Below are 21,681 nucleotides of genomic sequence, written 5' to 3'. Positions count from 1 at the left end.
GTTCCTACACATCCGGGACGTCGTCGTGCCACACCAGCACCGTGGCGCCGCGGACCTTGACCACACGCACCCGGTCGCCGGGCAGGAAGCTCTCCTTGCCGTCGAACGACCGGGCCTGCCACAGCTCCCCGTCGATCTTCACCATGCCGTGGTCGGTGCCGACCTCGTCGACGACCGTGCCGCGGATCCCCTCCATCGCCTCGATGCCGAACGCGGTGTCGCCGGTCTCCAGGGCGGACCGCGCGTGCCGCATCACGATCGGCCGGACCGCCGCCACCGACACGCCGGAGACGACGGCGAAGACGATGACCTGCACCAGCACCGAGGCGCCGAAGGCAGCCGCGATCGCCGCGGCCACCGCGCCGGTCGCGAAGAAGATGACGAGAATCGTCGCGGTGAAAGCCTCGCCGATCGCGAGGGCAACGGCGAGGACGATCCAGAGCAGGGCATCCACATCCACCCCTCGATCGTGGCACGTCCGCGCACGTTCAGCGACGAATGACGGCGGCGTACCCGAATCGACACACAACAGTTAAACCCACGAGTTCGCTACAGGAGAGGATCCATCGTGTCGCTGCTTGCGGAGACCGGCCGCCGGATCGATGAGATCGTCGCCCGGGCACAGTCGTCCGGCCGGGCGCCGTCGCTGGCGTGCGCGGTCGTCCGGGACCGGGCGGTGCTGCACTTCGCGGGCGCCGGGGAGCAGCCCAGGCCCGATCCCAAGACCCAGTACCGGCTCGGTTCGATCACCAAGACGATCACCGCGACGCTGGTCATGCAGCTACGTGACGAGGGCTTCTTCGCCCTCGACGACCTGCTCTACCGGCACCTGCCGGGCACCCCGATCGGCGGGGTCACGCTGCGCCAGCTGCTCGGGCACGTCTCCGGACTCCAGCGCGAACCGGACGGGCCGTGGTGGGAGCGCAACGCCGGCGGTGATGTGGACCAGCTGCTCGCGTCGCTCACCTACGAGAAGCTGCACGGCGCGCCGTACCGCCGCTACCGCTACTCGAACCTCGCCTACGGCCTGCTCGGCGCGGTGGTCACCAAGGTCACCGGGCAGAGCTGGGCGGAGCTGGTCGGCAAGCGGGTGCTCGACCCGCTCGGCATGAAGCGCACCACCTACGCCCCGGTCGAGCCCTACGCCCGCGGCTACGTGGTCCACGCCCTGGGCGGCGCCCTGCACGAGGAGCCCCGCCCGGACACCGGCGCGATGGCACCCGCCGGCCAGCTCTGGTCCACGGTCACCGACATGGCCAAGTGGGCCGGCTTCCTCGCCGACCCGGCGCCCGCGGTGCTGTCCCGGGAGACCGTCGACGAGATGTGCGCCCCGGTGGTGCTCAACGATCTGGAGTCGTGGACCGGCGGGCACGGCCTCGGACCGCAGCTCTACCGGGTCGGCGAGCGCGTCTACGTCGGCCACGGCGGCTCGATGCCCGGCTACGTCGCCCACCTGGCCGTGCACCGCCGCAGCCGACTGGGGGTGATCGTGTTCGCCAACTGTTACGGCCTCACCGGCACCCACATCAAGGACGTCAGCCTGCGGACCCTCACCACGGTGCTGGACAGCGAGCCCGAGACGGTCCCGGTCTGGCGTCCCCCGGCGGCGCCGCAGGGCGAGGCCGCGGAGGTCTGCGGCCGCTGGTGGTGGATGGGCCGCGAGTACGAGATCGTCACCGACGGCGACGGCCTGCTGATGACCGGGGCTCACCACAGCACCCGCTTCGTGCGCGAGGGCCCGGACCGCTGGCGGGGCGTCTCCGGCCACAACGAGGGCGAGGTGATGCGGTTCGTGCGCTCCCCGGAGGGCGCCGTCGACCACCTCGACATCGCGACGTTCATTCACCGTCGCAACCCCGACCACCTCGCATAACACCTTTTTGGTACGACAGAACGACTGGTCCCGTAGCGTGGCCGCGACCTCCCTGCGACTCCAGCGTCTGCCGCCCCCGCCGGGCTGACCTGCCACCACAACCTTGCGTGTGAACTTCGGGTGCGCTCCGCACCCGAAGTCCCCACGCAGTGAAGCACCCGACCGTGCGTGGGGACTTGCGGTTCGTTCCGCACCCGAAGTCCCCACGCAGTCATCCGCCCGACCGTGCGTGGGGACTTGCGGTTCGTTCCGCACCCGAAGTCCCCACGCAGTCAACCGCCCGACCGTGCGTGGGGACTTGCGGTTCGCTCCGCACCCGAACTCCCCACGCCGGGTCAGGCGGTTGAGGTGAGCACGGTGGGCGTGGGTGGGAGCTGGGTGGGGAGGGGGCGGCGGGTCGGTGTAAGGCCCAGCGCCAGGCCCGCGGCGACGGTCGCGATGCCCAGCCAGACGAGAGGGCGCGGCGACGGCCCGCCCAGGGCCATGCCCATCACGGCGGCCGCGATCGGTGCCACGCCGGTGAGCAGGCCCGCCCGGCCGGCACCGAGGCGGGCGACGCACGTGTACCAGAGCAGGAAGGCCACGGCCGTCAGCAGCACGGCCAGATAGACGCCGGCGAGCACGTCGTCGGTGTGCAGCCGGGTCACAGCGGCCGGCCCTTCGACGGCCAGCCCGGCCGCGCCGAACAGGACGGTGGCCAGCACGGTGGTGTGCACGGACACGCCGAGCGGCCCGTGCCGGCCCAGCACCGGGATGGCGAGCAGGGTGAACGCGGCCTCGCAGGCGAAGGTCACGAACGCCCAGAACAGCCCGGTCGCGTCGGTGCGGCCGAGGCCCTGCACCAGGGCGGCGCCGATCGTGACCACGACCGCGGCGGCGAGCACCCGGGGCGCGGGACCGCGGCCGTCGAAGAGCGGGCCGCCGACCGCGAGCAGGATCGGCACGCAGGCGACGGCCACGCCGAGGACGGCCGGTTCGGCGTGTGCGGCGCCCTGGACCAGAGCGATGTTGAAGAACAGCAGGCCGGTGACGGTGATGCCGAGCAGCCACAGCCACTCGGCGCCGCGCGGGCGGTGCAGCACGGCGCGGGTCCAGCGGGCGTAGGCGAGCAGCAACGCGCAGGCCAGGGCGTACCGGAGACTCTGGACGGTCAGGTAGGGCGCGTCGGTGAGGTAGCCGGAGACGGCGGCGCTGCCTCCGACGAAGGTCATGCCGAGGGCGCCGGCGGTGATCGGTAAGGCTTTCACCCCTTGATGCTGGACCGGAGTATGGTCCGGTTCGAGGACCAATCACGATGCGACGGAGTGGACCAATTCCCGGATCGGACTTCCTTCAGCTGCGCCCGGAGACGGCGCCCGCCAAAGGGCTGACCGAGTGGCTGGCCGACGGGCTGCGCACCGCGATCCGCGTCGGCCGGCTGGCGCCCGGCGACCGGCTGCCCGCCACCCGGCTGCTCGCCGGGGAGCTGGGCGTCTCCCGGGGCGTGGTGGTGCAGGCCTATCAGCGGCTGGTCGACGAAGGACTGGCCGGGGCACGGACCGGGTCGGGGACGGTGGTCACCGGGCCGGGCACCGCGGCGGGACCCCGGCCGGCCGCCGACCGCAGGCGCACCCTCGCCGAACTGCGGCTGCCGATGTCCGCCCCGGCCGGCATCGACCTCGACCTGTCCCCCGGCGTGCCGGACCTGTCGGCGTTCCCGCGGGCCGCCTGGCTGCGGGCCGAACGGGCGGTGCTGGACCGGGTGACCGGCGGCGACCTGGGCTACGGCGATCCGGGCGGCACCCCACGGCTGCGGGCGGAGCTGGTGGGCTGGCTGGCGCGTACCCGCGGGGTCCGGGCCGAGGCGGACGACGTGGTGGTCTGCGGCGGCGTGGCGCAAGGTCTCGCCCTGCTCGCCCATGTTCTCCGCGGCTCCGGCCCCGGCGGCCGGCTGGTGAACGGTCCGGGCCTGCACGAGGTGGCGGTCGAGGACCCGGGGTCGCGCGGCGCCTGGGACCAGATGGCGTTCTGGGGGCTGCGGCCGGTCGGCGTGCCCGTCGACGACGAAGGCGTGCGGGTCGACCACCTCGCGGCGACCGGCCTGGACGCGGCATTGCTGACCCCGGCGCACCAGTTCCCCACCGGCGTGGTGCTGAGCCCGGCACGGAGGCGTGCCCTGCTCGACTGGGCGGCCCGGGACCGGCTGGTGATCGAGGACGACTACGACGCGGAACATCGGTACGACCGGGCGCCCGTCGCCGCGCTCCAGGGCTCGGCGCCGGAACGCGTCGCGTACCTCGGCAGCGTGTCCAAATCGCTCGCGCCGGGGATGCGGATCGGCTGGCTGATCGCGCCCCGCCGGATGCAGGCCGAGCTGCTCGCCGTCAAGCACGCCAGCGACCTCGGCAACTCGGCGCTGCCCCAGCTGGTGCTGGCCGAGCTGCTCGGCTCCGGCGAATACGAGCGGCACCTGCGCGCGGTGCGGGCCCGCCAGCGGCGGCGGCGGGACGCGCTGCTGGCCGGGCTGCGGGAGCACCTGCCGCAGGCCCGTGTCACCGGAGTGGCGGCGGGGCTGCACCTGGTGGTGCTGCTGCCCGGTGACGTGGACGACGTGGAGTTCGCCGGGCGGGCGGCTGCTTCGGGCGTACAGCTGCATCCGCTCAGCTGGCATCGGCAGCGACCGGGACCGAGCGGCCTGGTCCTCGGATATGCGGCGCACGCGCCGGACCGCCTCACCGAGGCCGCCGAACGCCTGGGCCGCGCCTTCCGGGCCGAGAAGCTCAGTCGCCCGGCACCGTGACGAAGTCGATCAGGCGCTCCATCGAGTTGATCAGCGGCGTCTCGACGTCCTTGTAGGTGCGCACCGAGGCCAGGATCCGGCGCCACATCTCGGCCGGCTCGCGAATGCCGACCGCGGCGCAGACGCCCTCCTTCCACGGCTGTCCCGGCGGAATGACCGGCCACGCCCGCAGACCCACCCGCTCGGGTTTCACCGCCTGCCAGACGTCCACGTACGGGTGACCGGTGATCAACACGTTCGGGTCGGTCACCGCGGCCACGATCCGGCTCTCCTTGGAGCCCGGAACCAGGTGGTCGACGAGCACGCCAAGGCGCCGATCCGGTCCGGGCCGGAACCCGGCGACCTCGGCGGCCAGGTCGTCGATGCCGTCGAGCGGCTCCACCACCACGCCCTCGATCCGCAGGTCGTCGCCCCAGATCCGCTCGACCAGCGCGGCGTCGTGGATGCCCTCCACCCAGATCCGGCTCGCCTTCGCCACCTGCGCCTTCACCCCGGCGACCGCGATCGACCCGGAGGCGGTGACCCGCCGCTGCGTGGGCGCCTTCTCCACGGTGGGCCGGCGCAGCGTCACCACCTGCCCGTCGAGCAGGAAAGCGGCCGGCTCCAGCGGGAAGTTGCGGCGCCTGCCGTGCCGGTCCTCCAGCACCACCGCACCCAACTCGAAGCCGACGACAGCGCCGCAGAAACCCGAACCGGCGTCCTCCACCACGAGATCTCGTTCCGCGTCGACCTCGGGTATCACCTTCCGCCGGCGCCAGTTGCCGGCGAGCACGTCCTCCCCATACATGTCCCGCACGGTAACCCGCGATCTCTGACACACCGCCGGTGACGCTCCGAGTCGAGACAAGCTTCCACACCGGCACGTACCCTTGCTCGCATGTCACCCGCAGCTGAGGCGGCCACCCGGACCGCCCGACGGTCCACCCGGTTCGTGACCTGGGTGCGCGCCTGGCGCGCCGGGCTGGTCCCGTTCGACGAGCTGGCCGACGAGATCGCCACCGACGAGGAGCACCTGGTCGCGGACGCACCCGGCACCTGGACAGACGTCCCGCTGAGCCAGGGCCTGCCGATCTTCGCGAAGCTGCACCCCGACGAGATCCGGCTGGTCCTGCCCGCTCCCGGCGACCCACGTGGCCTGCCCGGCCCCGGCGAGCTGACCGGCGCGGCCCTGCTGGCCGGGGAGGCGGTGATGACCCCGTCCTTCGGCGTCGTCCCCGAGGTGCGGCGGCACACGTCCGGGTCCGGGATGGAGTTCGAGACCGTGCTGTGGCGGGTGCATCCCGCCCCCGAGCACCGGGCCGTCTTCCAGATGGGCGCCGCCGAGGCCGAGGCCGAGCTCACCGCGGCCCTCGCCGAGACCACCACCCAGCTCACCAAACTGGACGTGGCGCAGTGGAAACCCGAGCTGGCCGGCGCCCTGCAGGCGCTTCGCCGCCCGGACAGCACGGCCACCCTGCCCCCCGGCTACGACCCGCGCTCCCGCCGCCTCTTCGCCCGGGCGAGCATCCTCGACCAGGTGCTCGTGCTCGCCGGCACCAGCGCCCCCGGCGGCGCCGTCAACGGCCACGAGGCCCAGGCCCGCGACGCGGCGTTGCGCCCGCTCACGGCCGCCTGCCGCCAGGCCCTGGTCGCCGCCTGCAACTCGCCGTTGCAACCGTGATCCCGGACCGCTATGCCCACTGCACGCACTGCGGGGCTCGCTTCACCACCGGCCAGCCGTGGCCACGCCGCTGCGCGGCATGCGGCGAGACCAGCTACCTGAACCCCAACCCGGTCGCGGTCGCCGTCCAGCCGGTCGGCGCCGGCCTGCTCGCGGTGCGCCGCGGCATCGCCCCGGCGAAGGGCCGGCTCGCCCTGCCGGGCGGCTTCATCGACATCGGCGAGACGTGGCAGGCGGCGGCGGTGCGCGAGCTGTACGAGGAGACCGGGGTGGTGGCGGACGCGGGTGCGGTCCGGCACTACGACACGGTGAGCGCGCCGGACGGGACGCTGCTGGTGTTCGGCTTGCTGCCGGCGCTGCCCAGCGCGGGGGCGATGCCGCCCGCGCCGGAGACGGAGGAGGCGCTGAGCAGGGAGCTGCTCTACGGCCCGACGGAGTTGGGCTTCAGCATCCACACCGCGGTCGTGACCAGGTATTTCCGGGAGATCGCCTTGGTGTAAGCGTAGTTACTGTAACTACACTTACACTCGTGGAGAAGCCGTCACACGTCTTCAACCGCGACATCGAGTGGGCCGAGCTGGTCCGGTTCGCCACGGCGCCGGCGCGCGGTGCGACGCTCGGGGTGATCTCCGGACGCCGCCGCCAGGGCAAGACGTTCCTGCTCGACGCGCTCGTCCGGGGCGCGGGTGGCTTCATGTTCACCGCGACGGAGTCGTCCGAGGCCGACGCGCTGCGTCAGTACGGCAACGCGATCAGCGGCTTCCTCGGCCTGCCCACACCGCTGCGGTTCGAGCACTGGGACGACGCGATCCGCCAGACCATGGCGCTGGCGACGAACGGTCCCCTGCCGGTCGTGATCGACGAGTTCCCGTTCCTGGCCCGCACGAGCCGTTCCCTGCCCTCGATCATCCAGCGGGCCCTGGATCCGGCCGCCCAGCGCGAGAACACGCAGGTGCGCCTGTTGCTGTGCGGGTCCGCGCTGTCCTTCATGGGCGGGCTGCTCTCCGGCAGCGCACCGCTGCGCGGACGCGCGGGCCTGGAGTTGATCGTGCCCACCCTGGATTACCGGAACGCCGCCCGATTCTGGGAGATCGGCGATCCCCGGACGGCCGTGCTCACCAACGCGGTGGTAGGCGGGACACCGGCGTACCGCAACGAGTTCGCCCAGGGCGACGTGCCCGCCGGACCGGACGACTTCGACCCCTGGGTGATCCGGACAGTGCTCAACCCGGCCCGGCCCCTGTTCCGGGAGGCGCGGTACATCCTGGCCGAAGAGCCCGACGTGCGTGACCCCGCGCTGTACCACTCGGTGCTCGCCGCGATCGCCGAGGGCAACACGCAGCGCGGTGGGATCGCCAAATACCTGGGGCGGCAGTCCTCGGACCTGAACCACGCGGTCCGGGTGCTGGAGGACGTCGGCCTGGTGCACCGTGAGGAGGACGCGTTCCGGCCGAACCGCAGCGCCTACCGGATCGCTGAACCGCTGATCACCTTCTATCACGCGGTCATGCGACCGGTCTGGGGCGACCTGGAGCGGGCCGGCCGTGCCGCGCAGGTGTGGCCCCGGATACAGAACACGTTCCTGAGCAAGGTGGTCGGGCCGCACTTCGAGTCCATCTGCCGGCAGTGGGCGCGGTGGGACACCGATCCGGGCGTCTTCGACGGCTACCCGGTGCGCGTCGCCGCAGGGACCGTGACCGATCCCGCGGCGAGGACCACGCACGAGGTGGACGTCGCGGCCTTCGGCCGGGACGGGCACGGCCAGGAGGTCCTCCTCGGCGTCGGGGAGGCGAAGTGGAACGAGACGCTCGGGCTGCGGCACCTGGAGCGCCTGACCCACATCAAGGGCCTGCTGAACTCCCGGCGCAACATCCGGGCCGAGCAGTGCCACCTCCTGTTGTTCAGCGGCGCGGGCTTCACCGCCGAGCTGCGGGAGGCGGCGGAGGCGGACCCGGCGGTGCAGCTCGTCGGGCTGGACCGGATCTACCCCTGACGGCCGCTCAGTCGATCAGGCCGGCTTCGACCAGTTCGGTGAGCAGGCGCTGGATGGCGGGGGCGCAGCGGTGCGACTCGGCCGACGAGAACCAGGCCAGTTCGGCGATCTCGTTGGCCGGTGCGGGCTCGCCGGTCGCCGGGCCGAGGAAGCAGACCAGGCGGACGCGGGTGCCGGGCGGGCGGTTGTGTGCGGGCGCCTCGATGGTGGTGAACAGGCGCAGGGCGGCCGGGTCGACCGGGATGCCGACCTCTTCGTGGACCTCGCGGGCGGCGGCCTCGGCGTGCGTCTCGCCGGGTTCGGGCTTGCCGCCGGGGAGGTAGAACGCGTCCGAGTTGGTGGCCCGGACGACGAGGACGCGCCGACCGCGGACGCAGACCCAGGCAGCGGCGACGACTTCGTTCATGACAGCGTGAAGGAGGCGCCGGCCTCGAAGCGCTCCAGGTCGGCCGGCGTCGGGCGCACCGAGCCGGACAGGTCCGCAGGGAACTCGCCGGGCGCGAAGAAGGCCGCGTCCAGAGTCTCGTCGGTCTCCCGGATCAGCAGGACCCGGCCGCCGGGGTCGCGCACCACCGCGCGCGCCCCGATCGTCATGATGACCGGCTCGGTCCCGGTGATCGCCCGTAACCGCCCCAGGTAGGACTCCTCCCAGGGCGGCACTCAGATCTCGTCGATCAGGTCGGCGACCGAGTTCACGATCCGGGACGGCCGGTACGGATAGGTCTCGCTCTCCATCCGGCTGCTGATCCCGGTCAGCACCAGGATCGTCTCCAGCCCCGCCTCCAGGCCGCAGAGCACGTCGGTGTCCATCCGGTCGCCGATCATCGCGGTGGTCTCGCTGTGCGCCCCGATCGCGTTCAGTGCCGAGCGCATCATCATCGGGTTGGGCTTGCCGACGAAGTACGGCTTCACGCCGGTCGCCTTCGAGACCATCGCCGCCACCGAGCCGGCCGCCGGGAGCAGGCCCTCGTTGGACGGGCCGGTGGCGTCCGGGTTGGTGCAGATGAACCGGGAGCCGGCGCTGATCAGCCGGATCGCCTTGGTTATCGCCTCGAAGCTGTAGGTGCGGGTCTCGCCGAGCACCACGTAGTCCGGGTCGAACTCGGTCAGCACGTACCCGGCGGCGTGCATCGCGGTGGTCAGGCCGGCCTCACCGATCACGTACGCCGTGCCGCCGGGCCGCTGGTCGGCGAGGAACTGCGCGGTCGCCAGCGCGGCCGTCCAGATCGACTGCTCGTCGACGTCGAAGCCCATCCGGTACAACCGGGCCTGCAGGTCGCGCGGCGTGTAGATGGAGTTGTTGGTGAGGATCAGGAAGGGCTTGCCGGAGGACTTCATCCGGTTCACGAACTCGGGTGCCCCGGGCACCGGCTCACCCTCGTGGACGAGCACACCGTCCATGTCGGTGAGCCAGCTCTCGATGGCTTTGCGCTCCTTCATGCGGGTGCTCCTCTACGCGCGGGTGGGGGGCAGCAGTCCGCGGGGCAGACGTCCCAGGACGGGAGCGTACCGAGCGTGGACCTCGATCGATCATCGGTACGTTCCTGCACGAGCTCGCGGACCATCGAGACGAATTTCGGGTGCACACCCGGTGTCGCGGCCCGGGCGAACCCGAGCCCCAGCTCGGCCGCGGTCTCCTTGGCCTCGTTGTCCAGGTCCCAGGCCACCTCGAGGTGGTCGGAGACGAAACCGATCGGGCTGACCACCACGTCGGTGACGCCCTTCTCGGCGAGCAGGGCGAGGTGGTCGTTGACGTCCGGCTCCAGCCACGGGATCTGCGGCGGGCCGGAGCGGCTCTGCCAGACCAGGTCGTACCCCAGGTCGGGCGCTGTCGCCGCGTGCACGAGCCGCGCGGTCTCCTCGAGCTGGGCGTTGTAGCGCCCGCCGGTCGGGCCGGCGGTGTTCGCCATGCTGACCGGGATGGAGTGCGCGGTGAAGACGATCCGCGTGGTGGCGCGCCGGGCCGGGTCCAGCGTCGCCAGCGCCTCGGACACCGCGGCGGTGTGCGGTTCCACGAAGCCGGGGTGGTCCCAGAACTGGCGCAGCTTGGCGATCCGGGGGGCGCCCGGGCCGACCTGGGCGCGGGCCGCGGCGATGTCCTCCCAGTACTGCTTGCAGGAGGAGTAGCCGCCGTACGCGCTGGTGGCGAAGCCGAGCGCGTGCTGGATCCCGTCGTCACGCATCTGCGCGAGGGTGTCGGCGAGCATCGGGTGCCAGTTCCGGTTGCCCCAGTACGTCGGCAGGTCGACGCCGTGGGCGGCGAACTCGGCGTCGATCGCGGCGAGCAGGTCACGGTTCTGCTGGTTGATCGGGGACACCCCGCCGAAGTGCATGTAGTGCTCACGCACCTCGGCGAGGCGCTCGTCCGGGACGCCACGCCCGCGCACCACGTTGCGCAGGAACGGCATCACGTCATCGGGCTTCTCGGGCCCGCCGAAGGAGAGCAGGACGAACGCGTCGTATACCACCCGTCAATCCTGCACCCTGTTACGCGGCGATGGCGTGGTAGCCCCCGTCAACGTGCACCATCTCACCCGTGGTGGCCGGGAACCAGTCCGACAGCAGCGCGCAGACCGCGCGGGCGGTCGGCTCGGTGTCGGTCAGGTTCCAGCCGAGCGGCGCCCGCTGGGTCCAGGCGTCCTCGAAGTCGCTGAAGCCGGGGATCGACTTGGCCGCCATCGTGCGCAGCGGGCCGGCCGACACCATGTTGCTGCGGATGCCCTGCTTGCCGAGGTGCAGCGCGAGGTAGCGGGATGCCGACTCGAGCCCGGCCTTGGCCACGCCCATCCAGTCGTAGAGCGGGTACGCCTTGGTGGCGTCGAAGGTCAGCCCGACGATCGAGCCGCCGGCCTGCATGAGTGGCAGGCAGGCCGTGGCGAGCGACTTGTAGGAGAACGTCGACACCTGCAGCGCCTGGGCGACCTCCTCCCAGGTGGTCTCCAGGAACGCGCCGCCGAGAGCGTTCTGCGGGGCGAAGCCGATGGAGTGGACCACGCCGTCCAGCCCGTCGACGTGCTCGCGGACCCGGTCGGCGAGGCTGTCGAGCTGTTCCTGATTGGTCACGTCGAGCTCGATGACCGGTGCGGGCGCGGGCAGCCGCTTGGCGATCCGCTCCACGAGCGAGAGCCGGCCGAAGCCGGTGAGCACCACTTCGGCGCCGTTCTCCTGCGCCAGTTTCGCCACCGAGAAGGCGATCGACGCGTCGGTGATCACCCCGGTGACGAGCAGCCGTTTACCGGCCAGCAAACCAGACAAAATTCTCTCCTGAACAATTCAATCGGAATCAGTGCCCCATGCCGAGTCCACCGTCGACCGGGAGCACGGCGCCCGTGATGTAGGCCGCGCTGTCGCTCGCCAGGAACGTCACCGCGGCGGCGACCTCGTCGGTGGTGGCGAGCCGGCCGGCCGGTACGGCCTTGATGATCTCGGCCTTGCGCGAGTCGGGCAAGACGTCGGTCATCTCGGTCTGGATGAAGCCGGGCGCCACGACGTTCGCGGTGATGTTGCGGGTGCCCAGCTCACGCGTGATGCTACGGGCCATGCCGACCAGGCCGGCCTTGCTCGCCGCGTAGTTCACCTGGCCGGGTCCGCCGTACAGGCCGACGACCGAGGAGATGAAGATCATCCGACCCCAGCGGGCCCGGAGCATCTTCGCGCTGGCCCGCTTCGCGCAGCGGAACGCGCCGGTCAGGTTGGTGTCGAGCACCCGCTCGAACTGCTCCTCGCTCATCCGCATCAGCAACGTGTCGTCGGTGATGCCGGCGTTGGCGACGAGGACCTCGACCGGGCCCAGTTCGTTCTCCACATAGGTGAAGGCGGCGTCCACGGCGGCCGAGTCGGTGATGTCGCACTGGACGCCGAGCAGCCCCTCGGGCGCACCGGAGCCACGGTGCGTCACGGCGACCCGGTCGCCCTGCTTCGCGAACGCCTGCGCGATGGCCAGGCCGATGCCGCGGTTTCCTCCGGTCACCAGAACGGTCCGAGCCACAACGCACTCCTTCGACAAGAGTCATACCCAGGTAGGGGGTGCCGGGTGGCACCGCAGGGTCACGACAGCTCTCCGGCCGCGCCGTAACCTGCTCGGAATGGAGACTATCGGCCCCCGCTCCCCCACCGGTGTGATGGGGCCGCTGACTTACCTAACGTTCAGAAGGGAAAAGCCGAGGCCACCGGCCCGGCGCCGGATTTCTGCCTACTTGACGCCGCTGGCCCTGCTGCTGCTCGTGGCGCTGTCCTTCATCGCGTACGAGAGCCTGACCGCCGACCTGCCGCCCTGGTTGCGAACGGTGATCGCGGCCGGCTCGGTGGTGCCGGTCGCGCTGGCGCCCCGCCTGCCGGTGCTGGCCTGGCGGATCGCGTTCGTGATGCTCTTCCTCGGCGTGGTCGACGCGCCGCCCGGCATGACGAACGCGACGGACAGCGCCTCGTGGCCGTGGAACACGGTGCAGATCCTCGGCCTGCTGGTCGTGCAGGGCCGGCTGGCGGCCGTCAGCGAGTCGATGGTCACGGTCTGGGCGACGACGCTCACCCTGGTGCCCGTCTTCCTGTTCTCGCCGGACGCCAACGCCTTCGGCGGCGCGCTGCTGATCGTGACGATCTCGGCGTTCGGCGACATCGCCTCCCGGCGCCGCCGCACCCGGGAACTGCTCGCCGAGCAGTCCGAGCTCACCGCGGAGGAGCGCGCCAAGAGGGCGCTGCTGGAGGAACGGGCCCGGATCGCCCGGGAGATGCACGACGTGGTCGCCCACCACATGTCGATGATCGCGGTGCAGGCGGAGACCGCGCCGTACCGGGTGGCCGGCCTGCCGGACGCGGCCAAGGAGGAACTGACCTCGATCGCCGGCGCGGCCCGGGAGGCGCTCACCGAGATGCGCCGCCTGCTGGGGGTGCTGCGCGCCGATCAGGATCAGTCACTGACCACGCCGCAACCCGGCTACGCGGACATCCAGGGTCTGGTCACCACGGCACGCCGGGCCGGGTTGCCGGTCACCACGCACCTGGACGTGCTGGACGACCTGCCCGAGGCGGCCGGGCTCACGGCGTACCGGATCGTGCAGGAAGCCCTGGCGAACGCGGCCCGCCACGCGCCCGGCGGCCAGGTCCGTCTCGAGGCTCGCGCGCACGCCGCCGGCCTCGAACTGCGCGTCCACAACGAGCTGACCGGGCCGCCCGTCCGAGAGAGATCAGGACACGGTTTGATCGGCATGCGCGAGCGGGTCGCGCTGCTCGGCGGCGAGCTGACCGCCGGCCCGGACGGCTCGGGCGGTTATCAGGTGACCGCCCGGATCCCCCGAACCCAGGAGCCGCGATGATCAAGGTGCTGATCGCTGACGACCAGGCCATGGTCCGGCAGGGCTTCGGCGCGCTGCTCGGCGCCCAGCCCGACCTGCTGGTGGTCGGCGACGCCGCGAACGGCGCGGACGCGGTCGCCGCGGCCCGCGACCTGAACCCGGACGTGGTGCTGATGGACGTCCGGATGCCGGTGATGGACGGCCTCGAGGCCACCCGCCGGATCAAGGGACCGAAAGTGCTCATCCTCACCACGTTCGACCTCGACGACTACGTCTATGAGGCCCTGCGCGCCGGGGCCAGCGGCTTCCTGCTCAAGGACGCGCCGGCCGCCGACCTGGTCACCGCGGTGCGGGTGGTCGCGGCCGGTGAGGCGCTGCTCGCGCCGTCGGTGACCCGCCGGCTGATCGCCGAGTTCGCCGCCCGGCCGCACCGCGACCGCCCCCGCCCGGTCGCGCTGAACGCGCTCACCCCGCGGGAGACCGACGTGCTGCGGCTGATCGCGCGCGGCCTGTCCAACGCCGAGATCGCCGCCCAACTGGTGGTGGCCGAGCAGACCGTCAAGACCCACATCGGCAAGATCCTGAGCAAACTCGGACTCCGGGACCGGGCGCAGGCGGTGGTCTTCTCGTACGAGAGCGGACTCGTCGCCGCGGGAGAGTGACCCGATTTCCTTAAGCGGCGCTTAAGGAGTACGCTCCCACACGGTTCTGGCCCGACTAGTCATGGAGGTGATCGCTGTGCGAGATAGCGATCCTCCTAGTCGCGGCCGGGACTCTCGTCAGCTCAGCTGACCAGTTCTCTCCCCGCGCGCCCTTGCTTCGTCCAAGGTTCGACCCTGCGCGGGTTCTCCGGCCGCGACGTGACCCTGACCTCGTTCAGTCTTCAGTCACCAGCGCGGAAGTTGGTTCCATCATGAAGAAGTTGGTCGCGCCCCTCGGTTTCACCCTGCTCTCGGCGTGGGTCGTCGTGCTTTTCGTGCTCGCGCACAACACCCCCTGAGCAATCCGCTTCTCTTGCGGTCCGTGCGCAGAGAGCTTGGCATTCGCTGTCGTACGCGCAATGACTCGCCAAACGCAACAATGGCGCACCCGGACTACGGCGCGACCTGGCTGCAACGCAAGCCTTTGCCGCCCCCGCCGGGCTGAGCCGGCGGCTCCGGCAACCCGCAGCCCCGTGCCGTCCCCCGCGCGCCATCCCGCCGAGCCGGCCACCCGCCCAGCCGGCCCAGCCGGCCACACCGCCCAGCCGGCCACACCGCCCAGCCCGCCACACCGCCCAGCCCGCCACACGCGGCGGCCTGCCCAGTCGGCCACATCCCGCGGCTGGCTCCCAGGGCTGCCCGCAGGCGCCCGAGACAGCTCTCGCGACCAGCCACGGCTTCGCGGCCGACTCGCCGGGCTGCTCCGCGAGCGGCGTGACAGCCCGGACGACCAGGCGCGGTCCGTGGCTCGCTGGGCCACCGCGCTCCGCCCGGCGGTCGCGGCAAAGGCTTGCGTCGCAGCCAGGCCGCGGAGTAGCCGCGGGACGCGGCAGCTGCGTTTGTGGGCCGGTAGGCGTACCCACATGGTGTGGAAAGAAGGGTGACCGAAATCGCTCAGGGCAGGCGGGATGTCCAGAGGAGGCTCATGGTGGCGCCGAGCAGGCCCAGGAGCAGGCCGGCCGCCGCGTACCACTGGGTGACCTCGCGCGGCTCGGTCCGATGGCCGATCGAGCTGCCCATGTCCTCGTAGACGCGTTTCAGCTCGCTGACCGACGCGGCCTCGTAGAAGAAGCCCTTGGTGTTCTCCGCCAGGTCCTGCAGCGACAGCCGGTCCACCGGCACCCGCTGCACCGAGCCGCGGATGTCCACGACGCCGGTGTCGGTGCCGAACGCGATCGTCGACACCGGCACGTTGGCGGCGGACGCCGCGGTGGCCGCGTCCTCGATCGAGCGGCCGGACGTGCGGTAACCGTCGGAGAGCAGCACGATGCGGGCGGGCGGCGCGCCGTCCGCGCCGTCGGAGGGCACCGAGCGGATGGCATCCAGGGAGGTGAAGACGGCCTCGCCGGTCGCGGTCGCCTCGGCCAGGGTCAGCCCGTCGATCGCGGAGATCACCGCGGTTCGGTCCTTGGTCGGGGCGACCAGCACGTTAGCGGCTTTCGCGAACGAGACGAGCCCGAGGTTGTAGCTGGGCGGCAGCTCGTTGACGAACGCCTTCGCCGCCTCCTGGGCCGCCTCGATGCGGCTCGGGGCCACGTCGTCGGCCTGCATCGACAGCGACACGTCGATGGCCAGCATCACGGTGGCCCGTTCCAGCGGCTGCTCGGTGTCGACCGACGGGCGCGCGGTCGCCGCCGCGAGGGCGCCGAGCATCAGCAGGAAGGCGGCGGCGGAGACGTGCCGGCGCCAGCCCAGGCCTTTCGGCGCGAGGGTGCGCAGCAGGTCGACGTTGGTGAAGCGCATCGCGTACTGACGTTTGCGGAACTGCCGCCAGACGTAGGCGCCGGCCATGGCCAGCACCGGCAGGAGCGTCAGCAGCCACCACGGTTCCAGGAAACGGATCATCGTGTGGTCCCTCGGGTACGGGCGTGGCGCTGAGCGGCCACGAAGCGGACCATGTCGAGCAGCCAGTCGGTGTCGGTGCGCAGCCGCAGGTGGGCGGCCCCGGCGGCACGCAGCGCCCGGGCGATCGCCGCGCGCTGTTCACCGGCCGCCTCGGCGTACCGCTGCCGCAGCTTCGGGTCGGAGGTCTGGACCTCGTGCAGGGCGCCGGACTCCGGATCGGCCAGGGTGAGCACGCCGACGTCCGGCAGTTCGAGCTCGCGCGGGTCGACCACCTCGATCGCCAGCACGTCGTGGCGCACGCCCAGCTTGCGGACCGGCCGCGCCCAGCCTTCCACCGGGGCCAGGAAGTCGGAGATCACCACGGCGACGCCCCGCCGCCGCGGCGGCCGGTTCAGCATGTCGATCAGCGCGCCCAGGTCGGTGCGGCCGGGCCGGATCCGGGTGCGGGCGATGGCCCGCAACAGGCCCTGCGCCTCCTTGCGCCCGGGCCGCGCCGGCAGGCGGATCACCGGGGCCGTGACGGGTGGCGGCGGGACGGAGGCTGATCTGCGGCGCCACCGGCTCACGCCCGCGCCCTTTTCCGGCATGCCCGAGCCGGTGCCGACCACCGCCCCGATCCGGTTGCCGCCCCGGACGGTGAGGTGAGCGATCGCGGTGGCGGCGGCGGTCACCAGGTCTCGTTTCAGCCAGCGTGCGGTGCCGAAGTCGAGGCTGGCCGACAGGTCCACCGCCATCCAGGTCTCCAGCTCCCGGTCGGCCACGGTGCGGCGCACGTGCGGCAGCGTGGTCCGGGCCGTCACCGGCCAGTCCATCCGGCGCACGTCGTCGCCCGGCCGGTATTCCCGGGACTCGCCGGCCTCGGATCCGGGACCGGGCAGCAGACCTGCGTAATCGCCTTGGAGCAGGCCGTCCAGCTTGCGGGTGACCAGCAGCTGGAGGCGGCCCAGCACGGCCTCCGCCCGGGCGTTCTCGTCGGCTGCGAGCGGCATCGCGGTCTCCGGGCCCGTCGTCACGGCGAGCTCCCGGGCCAGGTGTCGCGGCCGCCGCTCCCGCGACCGATGCCCGCGCGACCGATGCCCGCGCGACCGATGCCCGCGCGACCGATGCCGGCGCGGCCGGTCACTGCTGGCCGGGCCATCCGCCGCCGGCCTGCGGATAGGCCTGGCGGCTGTCGAACGGGCCGGCCGGGACGCCGCTGATCGGCTGTGCGCCGTTCGGCGGCGGCCCGCCGGGCACCGTGACCGCGGGATGCCCGTTCGGCGAGGTGCCCTGCCGGGCGGCGACCGACGGCATCGGCACGGTCTGCATGATCCGGGCGACAACGTGGTCGGCCGGGATGTCGTCGGCAAGCGCGTCGTAGCTGAGCACCAGCCGGTGCCGCAGGATGTCCGGCGCCACGTCGGTCACGTCCTGCGGCAGCGCGTAGTCCCGGCCGCGGAGCAGGGCGAGCGCCCGGGTGGCCCGGACGATGCCGAGCGAGGCGCGCGGACTGGCGCCGTACTGAATCAGCTGGGCCACGTCGGGCATGCCGTGCTGGGCCGGAGCGCGGGTGGCGAGCACCAGCCGGACCGTGTAGTCGACCAGCGCGTTGTGCACGAACACCTGGTCGGCGCGGCGCTGCAGGGCGATCAGGTCCTCGGTGGTGAAGACCTGTTTCGGCTCCGGCGGGCTCACTCCCATCCGGTAGACGATCTCGCGTTCCTCGCTGTCGGTCGGATAGCCCACCAGGATCTTCATGAGGAAGCGGTCCCGCTGCGCCTCCGGCAGCGGATAGACGCCCTCCTGCTCGATCGGGTTCTGGGTGGCCATCACCAGGAACGGGTGCGGCACCTCGTAGCTCTTGCCGCCGATCGACACCTGCTGCTCGGCCATCACCTCGAGAAGCGCCGACTGCACCTTGGCCGGCGCCCGGTTGATCTCGTCAGCGAGCAGGAAGTTGACGAACACCGGGCCGAGCTCGACGTCGAAGTTCTCGCTGGACTGCCGGTAGATCCGGGTGCCGACGATGTCGGCCGGCACCAGGTCCGGGGTGAACTGCACCCGGGAGAACGTGCCGCCGACGACTTTCGCCACGGTCTCCACGGCGAGCGTCTTGGCCACGCCCGGCACACCTTCGAGCAGGCAGTGACCGCGGGCCAGCAGGGCCACGAACATCCGCTCGACCATCCGGTCCTGCCCGACGATGACTCGTTTGACCTCGAACATCGCGCGTTCCAGCTGCGACGCGTCGTGCGCGGGCGGCACCGGCGCTCCGGCGTCCGGACTCGTCTCGCTGTCGGGCGTGCTGGGCTGCGCCACCGGTCCTCCACAACGGTCGTGATCCGCCGACGTTCGCTGCCGACGCTCAAGACTTACACGACACCCAACCTGACACGGCTGGGAGGTTCCTAAGAGCTGCGGCCAGACTACGAGCCGCGTACGACAAAACATGCCGCGTCCGACAGGCTCCGCCAGCCATCATCCCGGCCGCACCCGTCCGCCGCAGGCCGGGCGACGGAGCTGTCCCGCCATGGGCCGGACGTGTCGATCTTTCTGCGCGATCCGCCGGTTCGGGCACGGTCACCGGGTGAATACGCGGCGATGTGAAGCGTGTAGCATTCGACACGTCGCCGGGCGGCTTCCCCCGTGGCCGCCCGGCGCTAAATCTCCCCCGCAGCGCCGCATTCGCGCGCTGCCTATGGTGGAGGCATGGAACTCTTTCAGCCCGAGGTGCTCCAGCCGCAGTGTTCGGCGAAAGGCTGCCGGGTGGAAGCGGTCTGGCAGCTGCGGTGGAACAATCCCAAACTGCACACCCCGGACCGTCGCAAAACGTGGCTGGCCTGCGCCGATCACCGCTCCACGCTGGGCGGCTTCCTGGACGCGCGCGGCTTCCTGCGAGAGGTCACACCTTTCACCACGGCATCGGATGCCGTCATCTCCTAGTCTTTGAGATGTGAGCGAGCCGCCCCGCACCACCGTCGATGCCCTGGAACCGTGGCCGGACACTGTCGCGTGGCGCCCGGTCTCCAGCAAGCTGATCATCATCGAGCTCATCGGCCTGGCCGTCTGGGTGGCCGTCCTGGTGGCCGGCCTCAGCGTCGGCTGGGTCCTCGGCGGCCAGACCGCCTGGCCGATCGCCATCATCGCAGTGGTCATTCTGGGCGTCTGGCGCGCGCTCATCGCGACGCGGGCGGTGCGAGCCTGGGGGTACGCGGAACGCGACAAGGACCTTCTCGTGCGGCACGGGCTGCTCGTGCGGCACCTGTCCATCGTGCCGTATGCGCGGATGCAGTACGTCGACGTCACCGCCGGTCCGTTGGAGCGCTCGTTCGGACTGGCCACCGTCCAGTTGCACACCGCGGCCGCCGCCAGTGACGCGCGGATCCCGGGGCTGCCGCCGGACGAGGCGTCCCGCCTGCGGGACCGGCTGACCGCTCTCGGCGAAGACCGGGCCGAGGGCCTGTGAGCAGCGCCGGACTGCCGCCCGGGCCGCCCCACCCCGGACCGCCCCACCCCGGACCGCCCCAGGTCGGGCCGCCTGAGGTCGGGCCGCCTCAGGTCGGGCCGCCTCAGATCGGGCAGCCGGACCCCGCCGCCGTCGTGGGTGGGCCGCCGCCGGCCGAGCCCGTGTCCGAGGCGGAGGGCCGGCAACGGCTGCACCCGCTCAGCCCGCTCCTCAACGGCGCCAAGAGCATCGTGGTGATCGTCGCCGCGCTCTCCTGGCAGACGTTCAACCAGCTCGGCGCCGCCCACTTCGCCATGGTCGTGGCCGTCCTGGCGGTCGCCGTGGCGATCTTCTCGGTGGTCGGCTGGTACAACACCGGCTACCAGGTGGTCGGCCGTGAGCTGCGGATCGCCGAAGGGCTGATCTGGCGGCGCAACCGGGCCATCCCGCTCGACCGGCTCCAGGCCGTGGAACTGCGCCGGCCGCTGCTCGCCCAGCTGACCGGGCTGGCCGAGCTGCGACTGGAAGTGGTCGGCGGCGGCAAGACCGAGGCGCCGCTGGCCTACCTCACGGTGCAGAACGCCGCGGGACTGCGGGAGCGGCTGCTCGCGCTCTCCGGTCGTACCTCCGTGGCCTCTCCATCGGTGACCATCGGCGACCCGGCGGCGCCGCACCCGGCCGCGCCGCCCGCGGAGATCCCGCTCTTCCGGGTCCGGAACCAGGACCTGCTGATCAGCCAGCTGTTGACGCCGCAGGCGTTCTTCCTGCCGATCGGTATCGCCTGGGTGATCACGCAGTTCGTGATGGAAGGATCGTGGACCTTCATCGGCATCGCCAGCACCGTGACGGCGATGGCCGGCGTCATCCTGCAGCCGATCCGGCGTGTGCTGCGCGACTGGGACTTCCGGCTGGCCAGCGACCCGGACCGCCGGCTGGTGCTGCACTTCGGCCTGGTCGAGACCCGCAGCCAGGTGGTGCCCCTGCACCGGGTGCAGACCGTCCGCGTCACCTGGCCGCTGCTCTGGCGCAAGGCCCACTGGCTCTATCTGCGACTCGACATCGCCGGGGTGTCGATGCCGGAGGCCGGCGACGACAGGAGCTCTGACCGGCTGATGCCGGTCGGTGACCTCGCCACCGCCCGTCACCTGGTGGCGACCACGCTGCCCGGGGTGGACCTGACCGCCCTGGCCACCTCGCCGCCGCCGCTGCGGGCGCGCTGGCTGCACCCGTTCGCGCTGCGGTTCTACGGCGCGGGACTCACGCCGGAGGTCTTCGTGACCCGCTGGGGGCGGGTGACCAGGGAGATGAGCCTGGTGCCGTACGCGCGAATCCAGAGCGTCCGGGTCGTGCAGGGTCCGCTGCAGCGGATGCTCGGGCTGGCGACGGTCTATGCGGACACGGCCGGCGGCCGGGCCGGGACGGCGCGTGACCGGGATCTGGCGGAGGCGTGGGCGCTGGCCGAGCAGTTGGCCGTGCGGGCTCGGCAGGCCCGGGAGCCGGCGGGGCCTGCCGCAACGGCGTCCGGCCCGCCCGCTGTCGCGCCGCCCTCCGCGGCGCCATCCACCGTTGCGCCGGACGCCGTTGCGCCGGAGGCCGTTCCGCCGGCGGTGCCGGACAATGAGACGTACTGGCAGCGGCCCCCGCAGCCGTAAGCTTTGACGATGCAGCTTCCGGAGTTCGCACCCGGTCTCAACGCCCGGGTCGAGTTGACGGTCACCGACGCCGACACCGCCCAGTCCCTCGGCTCCGGCGACGTGCCGGTGCTCGGCACTCCCCGGGTGCTCGCGCTCGCCGAGGCCGCCACCGTCGCCGCGACGGCCCGTCACATCCCTGGCGGCGTGACCACAGTCGGCAGCCGGGCCGAGGTCGAGCACCGGGCGCCCACACCGGTCGGGCGGCGGGTGGTCGCGCATGCCACGCTGACCAAGGTGGACGGGCGGAAACTGCTCTTCGAGGTGGAGATCAAGGACGGGGACGCGGTGGTGGCCGAGGTCCGGGTGGAGCGGGTCCTGCTGGACCGGCAGAAGTTCATCGCGCGGGCGCTCGGGGACTGAGCCGCCCGCCCGGCGGCGCGCCGGCTTGTGAATCGCCCGGCTGAGCGGTGCCCCGCCCGGT

At 72.1% G+C, this 21,681-nt stretch carries 23 protein-coding genes; 11 read left to right on the top strand and 12 right to left on the bottom strand.

Going from position 1 to position 21,681, the window contains the following annotated elements:
- Positions 1-4: 4 nt before the first annotated feature.
- Entirely contained in the window at positions 5-454 is a 450-nt protein-coding gene (locus tag AC0NH5_RS21385; RefSeq protein WP_474406643.1) for an NfeD family protein, read from the bottom strand.
- A 114-nt stretch (positions 455-568) separates the two neighbouring features.
- Here AC0NH5_RS21385 and AC0NH5_RS21380 point away from each other — a divergent pair, with 114 nt between their 5' ends.
- Complete coding sequence (locus AC0NH5_RS21380; protein WP_474406485.1) at positions 569-1,873, top strand: serine hydrolase domain-containing protein; 1,305 nt, start codon at positions 569-571, stop codon at positions 1,871-1,873.
- Between the two features lie 335 nt (positions 1,874-2,208).
- Here the strand turns inward: AC0NH5_RS21380 and AC0NH5_RS21375 are convergent, their stop codons facing one another.
- Positions 2,209-3,120 carry a DMT family transporter gene (locus tag AC0NH5_RS21375; protein ID WP_474406483.1) on the bottom strand — a complete coding sequence of 304 codons (912 nt, stop codon included), beginning with the start codon at positions 3,118-3,120 and terminating at the stop codon, positions 2,209-2,211.
- 47 nt (positions 3,121-3,167) lie between these two features.
- Between AC0NH5_RS21375 and pdxR the strand changes: the two genes are divergently transcribed.
- Positions 3,168-4,652, top strand: a complete 1,485-nt coding sequence (gene pdxR, locus AC0NH5_RS21370; protein ID WP_474406481.1) for a MocR-like pyridoxine biosynthesis transcription factor PdxR — start codon at positions 3,168-3,170, stop codon at positions 4,650-4,652.
- Here pdxR and AC0NH5_RS21365 read toward each other — a convergent pair.
- Entirely contained in the window at positions 4,633-5,439 is an 807-nt protein-coding gene (locus AC0NH5_RS21365; protein ID WP_474406479.1) for a DUF3097 domain-containing protein, read from the bottom strand. The two genes, pdxR and AC0NH5_RS21365, sit on opposite strands and share 20 nt — an antisense overlap.
- A gap of 90 nt (positions 5,440-5,529) precedes the next feature.
- Between AC0NH5_RS21365 and AC0NH5_RS21360 the strand changes: the two genes are divergently transcribed.
- From AC0NH5_RS21360 to AC0NH5_RS21350, 3 genes are read left to right on the top strand one after another with little or no spacing between them, the layout of a single operon-like run.
- Positions 5,530-6,312 carry a hypothetical protein gene (locus AC0NH5_RS21360; protein ID WP_474406477.1) on the top strand — a complete coding sequence of 261 codons (783 nt, stop codon included), beginning with the start codon at positions 5,530-5,532 and terminating at the stop codon, positions 6,310-6,312.
- Complete coding sequence (locus AC0NH5_RS21355; protein ID WP_474406473.1) at positions 6,309-6,812, top strand: NUDIX domain-containing protein; 504 nt, start codon at positions 6,309-6,311, stop codon at positions 6,810-6,812. The genes AC0NH5_RS21360 and AC0NH5_RS21355 overlap by 4 nt, the downstream gene beginning before the upstream one ends.
- 29 nt (positions 6,813-6,841) lie before the next feature.
- The gene (locus tag AC0NH5_RS21350) at positions 6,842-8,305 is read left to right on the top strand and encodes an ATP-binding protein (protein WP_474406472.1); all 1,464 of its coding nucleotides are present in this window, start codon (positions 6,842-6,844) and stop codon (positions 8,303-8,305) included.
- 7 nt (positions 8,306-8,312) lie between these two features.
- Here the strand turns inward: AC0NH5_RS21350 and AC0NH5_RS21345 are convergent, their stop codons facing one another.
- From AC0NH5_RS21345 to fabG, 6 genes are read right to left on the bottom strand one after another with little or no spacing between them, the layout of a single operon-like run.
- Entirely contained in the window at positions 8,313-8,711 is a 399-nt protein-coding gene (locus tag AC0NH5_RS21345; protein WP_474406469.1) for an NUDIX hydrolase, read from the bottom strand.
- A complete protein-coding gene (locus AC0NH5_RS21340; protein WP_474406467.1) occupies positions 8,708-8,965 on the bottom strand; it encodes an NUDIX hydrolase in 258 nt (85 codons plus the stop codon). The genes AC0NH5_RS21345 and AC0NH5_RS21340 overlap by 4 nt, the downstream gene beginning before the upstream one ends.
- Entirely contained in the window at positions 8,966-9,745 is a 780-nt protein-coding gene (locus AC0NH5_RS21335; protein WP_196415410.1) for an HAD-IIA family hydrolase, read from the bottom strand.
- Positions 9,742-10,773, bottom strand: a complete 1,032-nt coding sequence (locus AC0NH5_RS21330; protein ID WP_474406464.1) for a ferrochelatase — start codon at positions 10,771-10,773, stop codon at positions 9,742-9,744. Before AC0NH5_RS21330 ends, AC0NH5_RS21335 begins: the two co-directional genes overlap by 4 nt.
- Positions 10,774-10,792: 19 nt before the next feature.
- The gene (gene fabI, locus AC0NH5_RS21325; protein ID WP_474406462.1) at positions 10,793-11,560 is read right to left on the bottom strand and encodes an enoyl-ACP reductase FabI; all 768 of its coding nucleotides are present in this window, start codon (positions 11,558-11,560) and stop codon (positions 10,793-10,795) included.
- A 28-nt stretch (positions 11,561-11,588) separates the two neighbouring features.
- The gene (fabG, locus tag AC0NH5_RS21320) at positions 11,589-12,293 is read right to left on the bottom strand and encodes a 3-oxoacyl-ACP reductase FabG (protein WP_474406461.1); all 705 of its coding nucleotides are present in this window, start codon (positions 12,291-12,293) and stop codon (positions 11,589-11,591) included.
- A gap of 208 nt (positions 12,294-12,501) precedes the next feature.
- Between fabG and AC0NH5_RS21315 the strand changes: the two genes are divergently transcribed.
- Together AC0NH5_RS21315 and AC0NH5_RS21310 are read left to right on the top strand one after the other, a co-directional pair.
- Entirely contained in the window at positions 12,502-13,617 is a 1,116-nt protein-coding gene (locus AC0NH5_RS21315) for a sensor histidine kinase (protein ID WP_474406459.1), read from the top strand.
- On the top strand, positions 13,614-14,258 hold the full coding sequence (locus tag AC0NH5_RS21310; RefSeq protein WP_474406458.1) for a response regulator: 645 nt from the start codon (positions 13,614-13,616) through the stop codon (positions 14,256-14,258). Before AC0NH5_RS21315 ends, AC0NH5_RS21310 begins: the two co-directional genes overlap by 4 nt.
- Before the next feature lie 933 nt (positions 14,259-15,191).
- Here the strand turns inward: AC0NH5_RS21310 and AC0NH5_RS21305 are convergent.
- The 3 genes from AC0NH5_RS21305 to AC0NH5_RS21295 all read right to left on the bottom strand — a co-directional run bounded on the left by AC0NH5_RS21305 (position 15,192) and on the right by AC0NH5_RS21295 (position 18,440).
- A complete protein-coding gene (locus tag AC0NH5_RS21305) occupies positions 15,192-16,142 on the bottom strand; it encodes a VWA domain-containing protein (RefSeq protein ID WP_474406456.1) in 951 nt (316 codons plus the stop codon).
- Positions 16,139-17,173 (bottom strand): DUF58 domain-containing protein, encoded by a 1,035-nt coding sequence (locus tag AC0NH5_RS21300; RefSeq protein WP_474406641.1) that lies wholly within the window; start codon positions 17,171-17,173, stop codon positions 16,139-16,141. The genes AC0NH5_RS21305 and AC0NH5_RS21300 overlap by 4 nt, the downstream gene beginning before the upstream one ends.
- Positions 17,174-17,261: 88 nt before the next feature.
- Positions 17,262-18,440, bottom strand: a complete 1,179-nt coding sequence (locus AC0NH5_RS21295) for an AAA family ATPase (protein ID WP_474406455.1) — start codon at positions 18,438-18,440, stop codon at positions 17,262-17,264.
- 390 nt (positions 18,441-18,830) lie between these two features.
- Here AC0NH5_RS21295 and AC0NH5_RS21290 point away from each other — a divergent pair, with 390 nt between their 5' ends.
- Genes AC0NH5_RS21290 through AC0NH5_RS21275 form a run of 4 tightly spaced genes read left to right on the top strand, consistent with a single transcriptional unit; the run spans position 18,831 to position 21,620 of the window.
- A complete protein-coding gene (locus AC0NH5_RS21290) occupies positions 18,831-19,064 on the top strand; it encodes a hypothetical protein (protein WP_474406453.1) in 234 nt (77 codons plus the stop codon).
- A 10-nt stretch (positions 19,065-19,074) separates the two neighbouring features.
- A complete protein-coding gene (locus AC0NH5_RS21285; protein ID WP_474406451.1) occupies positions 19,075-19,587 on the top strand; it encodes a PH domain-containing protein in 513 nt (170 codons plus the stop codon).
- A complete protein-coding gene (locus AC0NH5_RS21280; protein ID WP_474406449.1) occupies positions 19,584-21,218 on the top strand; it encodes a PH domain-containing protein in 1,635 nt (544 codons plus the stop codon). Before AC0NH5_RS21285 ends, AC0NH5_RS21280 begins: the two co-directional genes overlap by 4 nt.
- Positions 21,219-21,221: 3 nt before the next feature.
- On the top strand, positions 21,222-21,620 hold the full coding sequence (locus AC0NH5_RS21275; RefSeq protein WP_474406447.1) for a thioesterase family protein: 399 nt from the start codon (positions 21,222-21,224) through the stop codon (positions 21,618-21,620).
- The last annotated feature ends 61 nt before the right edge of the window (positions 21,621-21,681 follow it).

The sequence above is a fragment of the Actinoplanes sp. 13 genome (assembly GCF_056134165.1).
The sequence above is the reverse complement of the archived record's forward strand: the minus strand, read 5'-3'. Positions and strand labels throughout refer to the sequence as shown.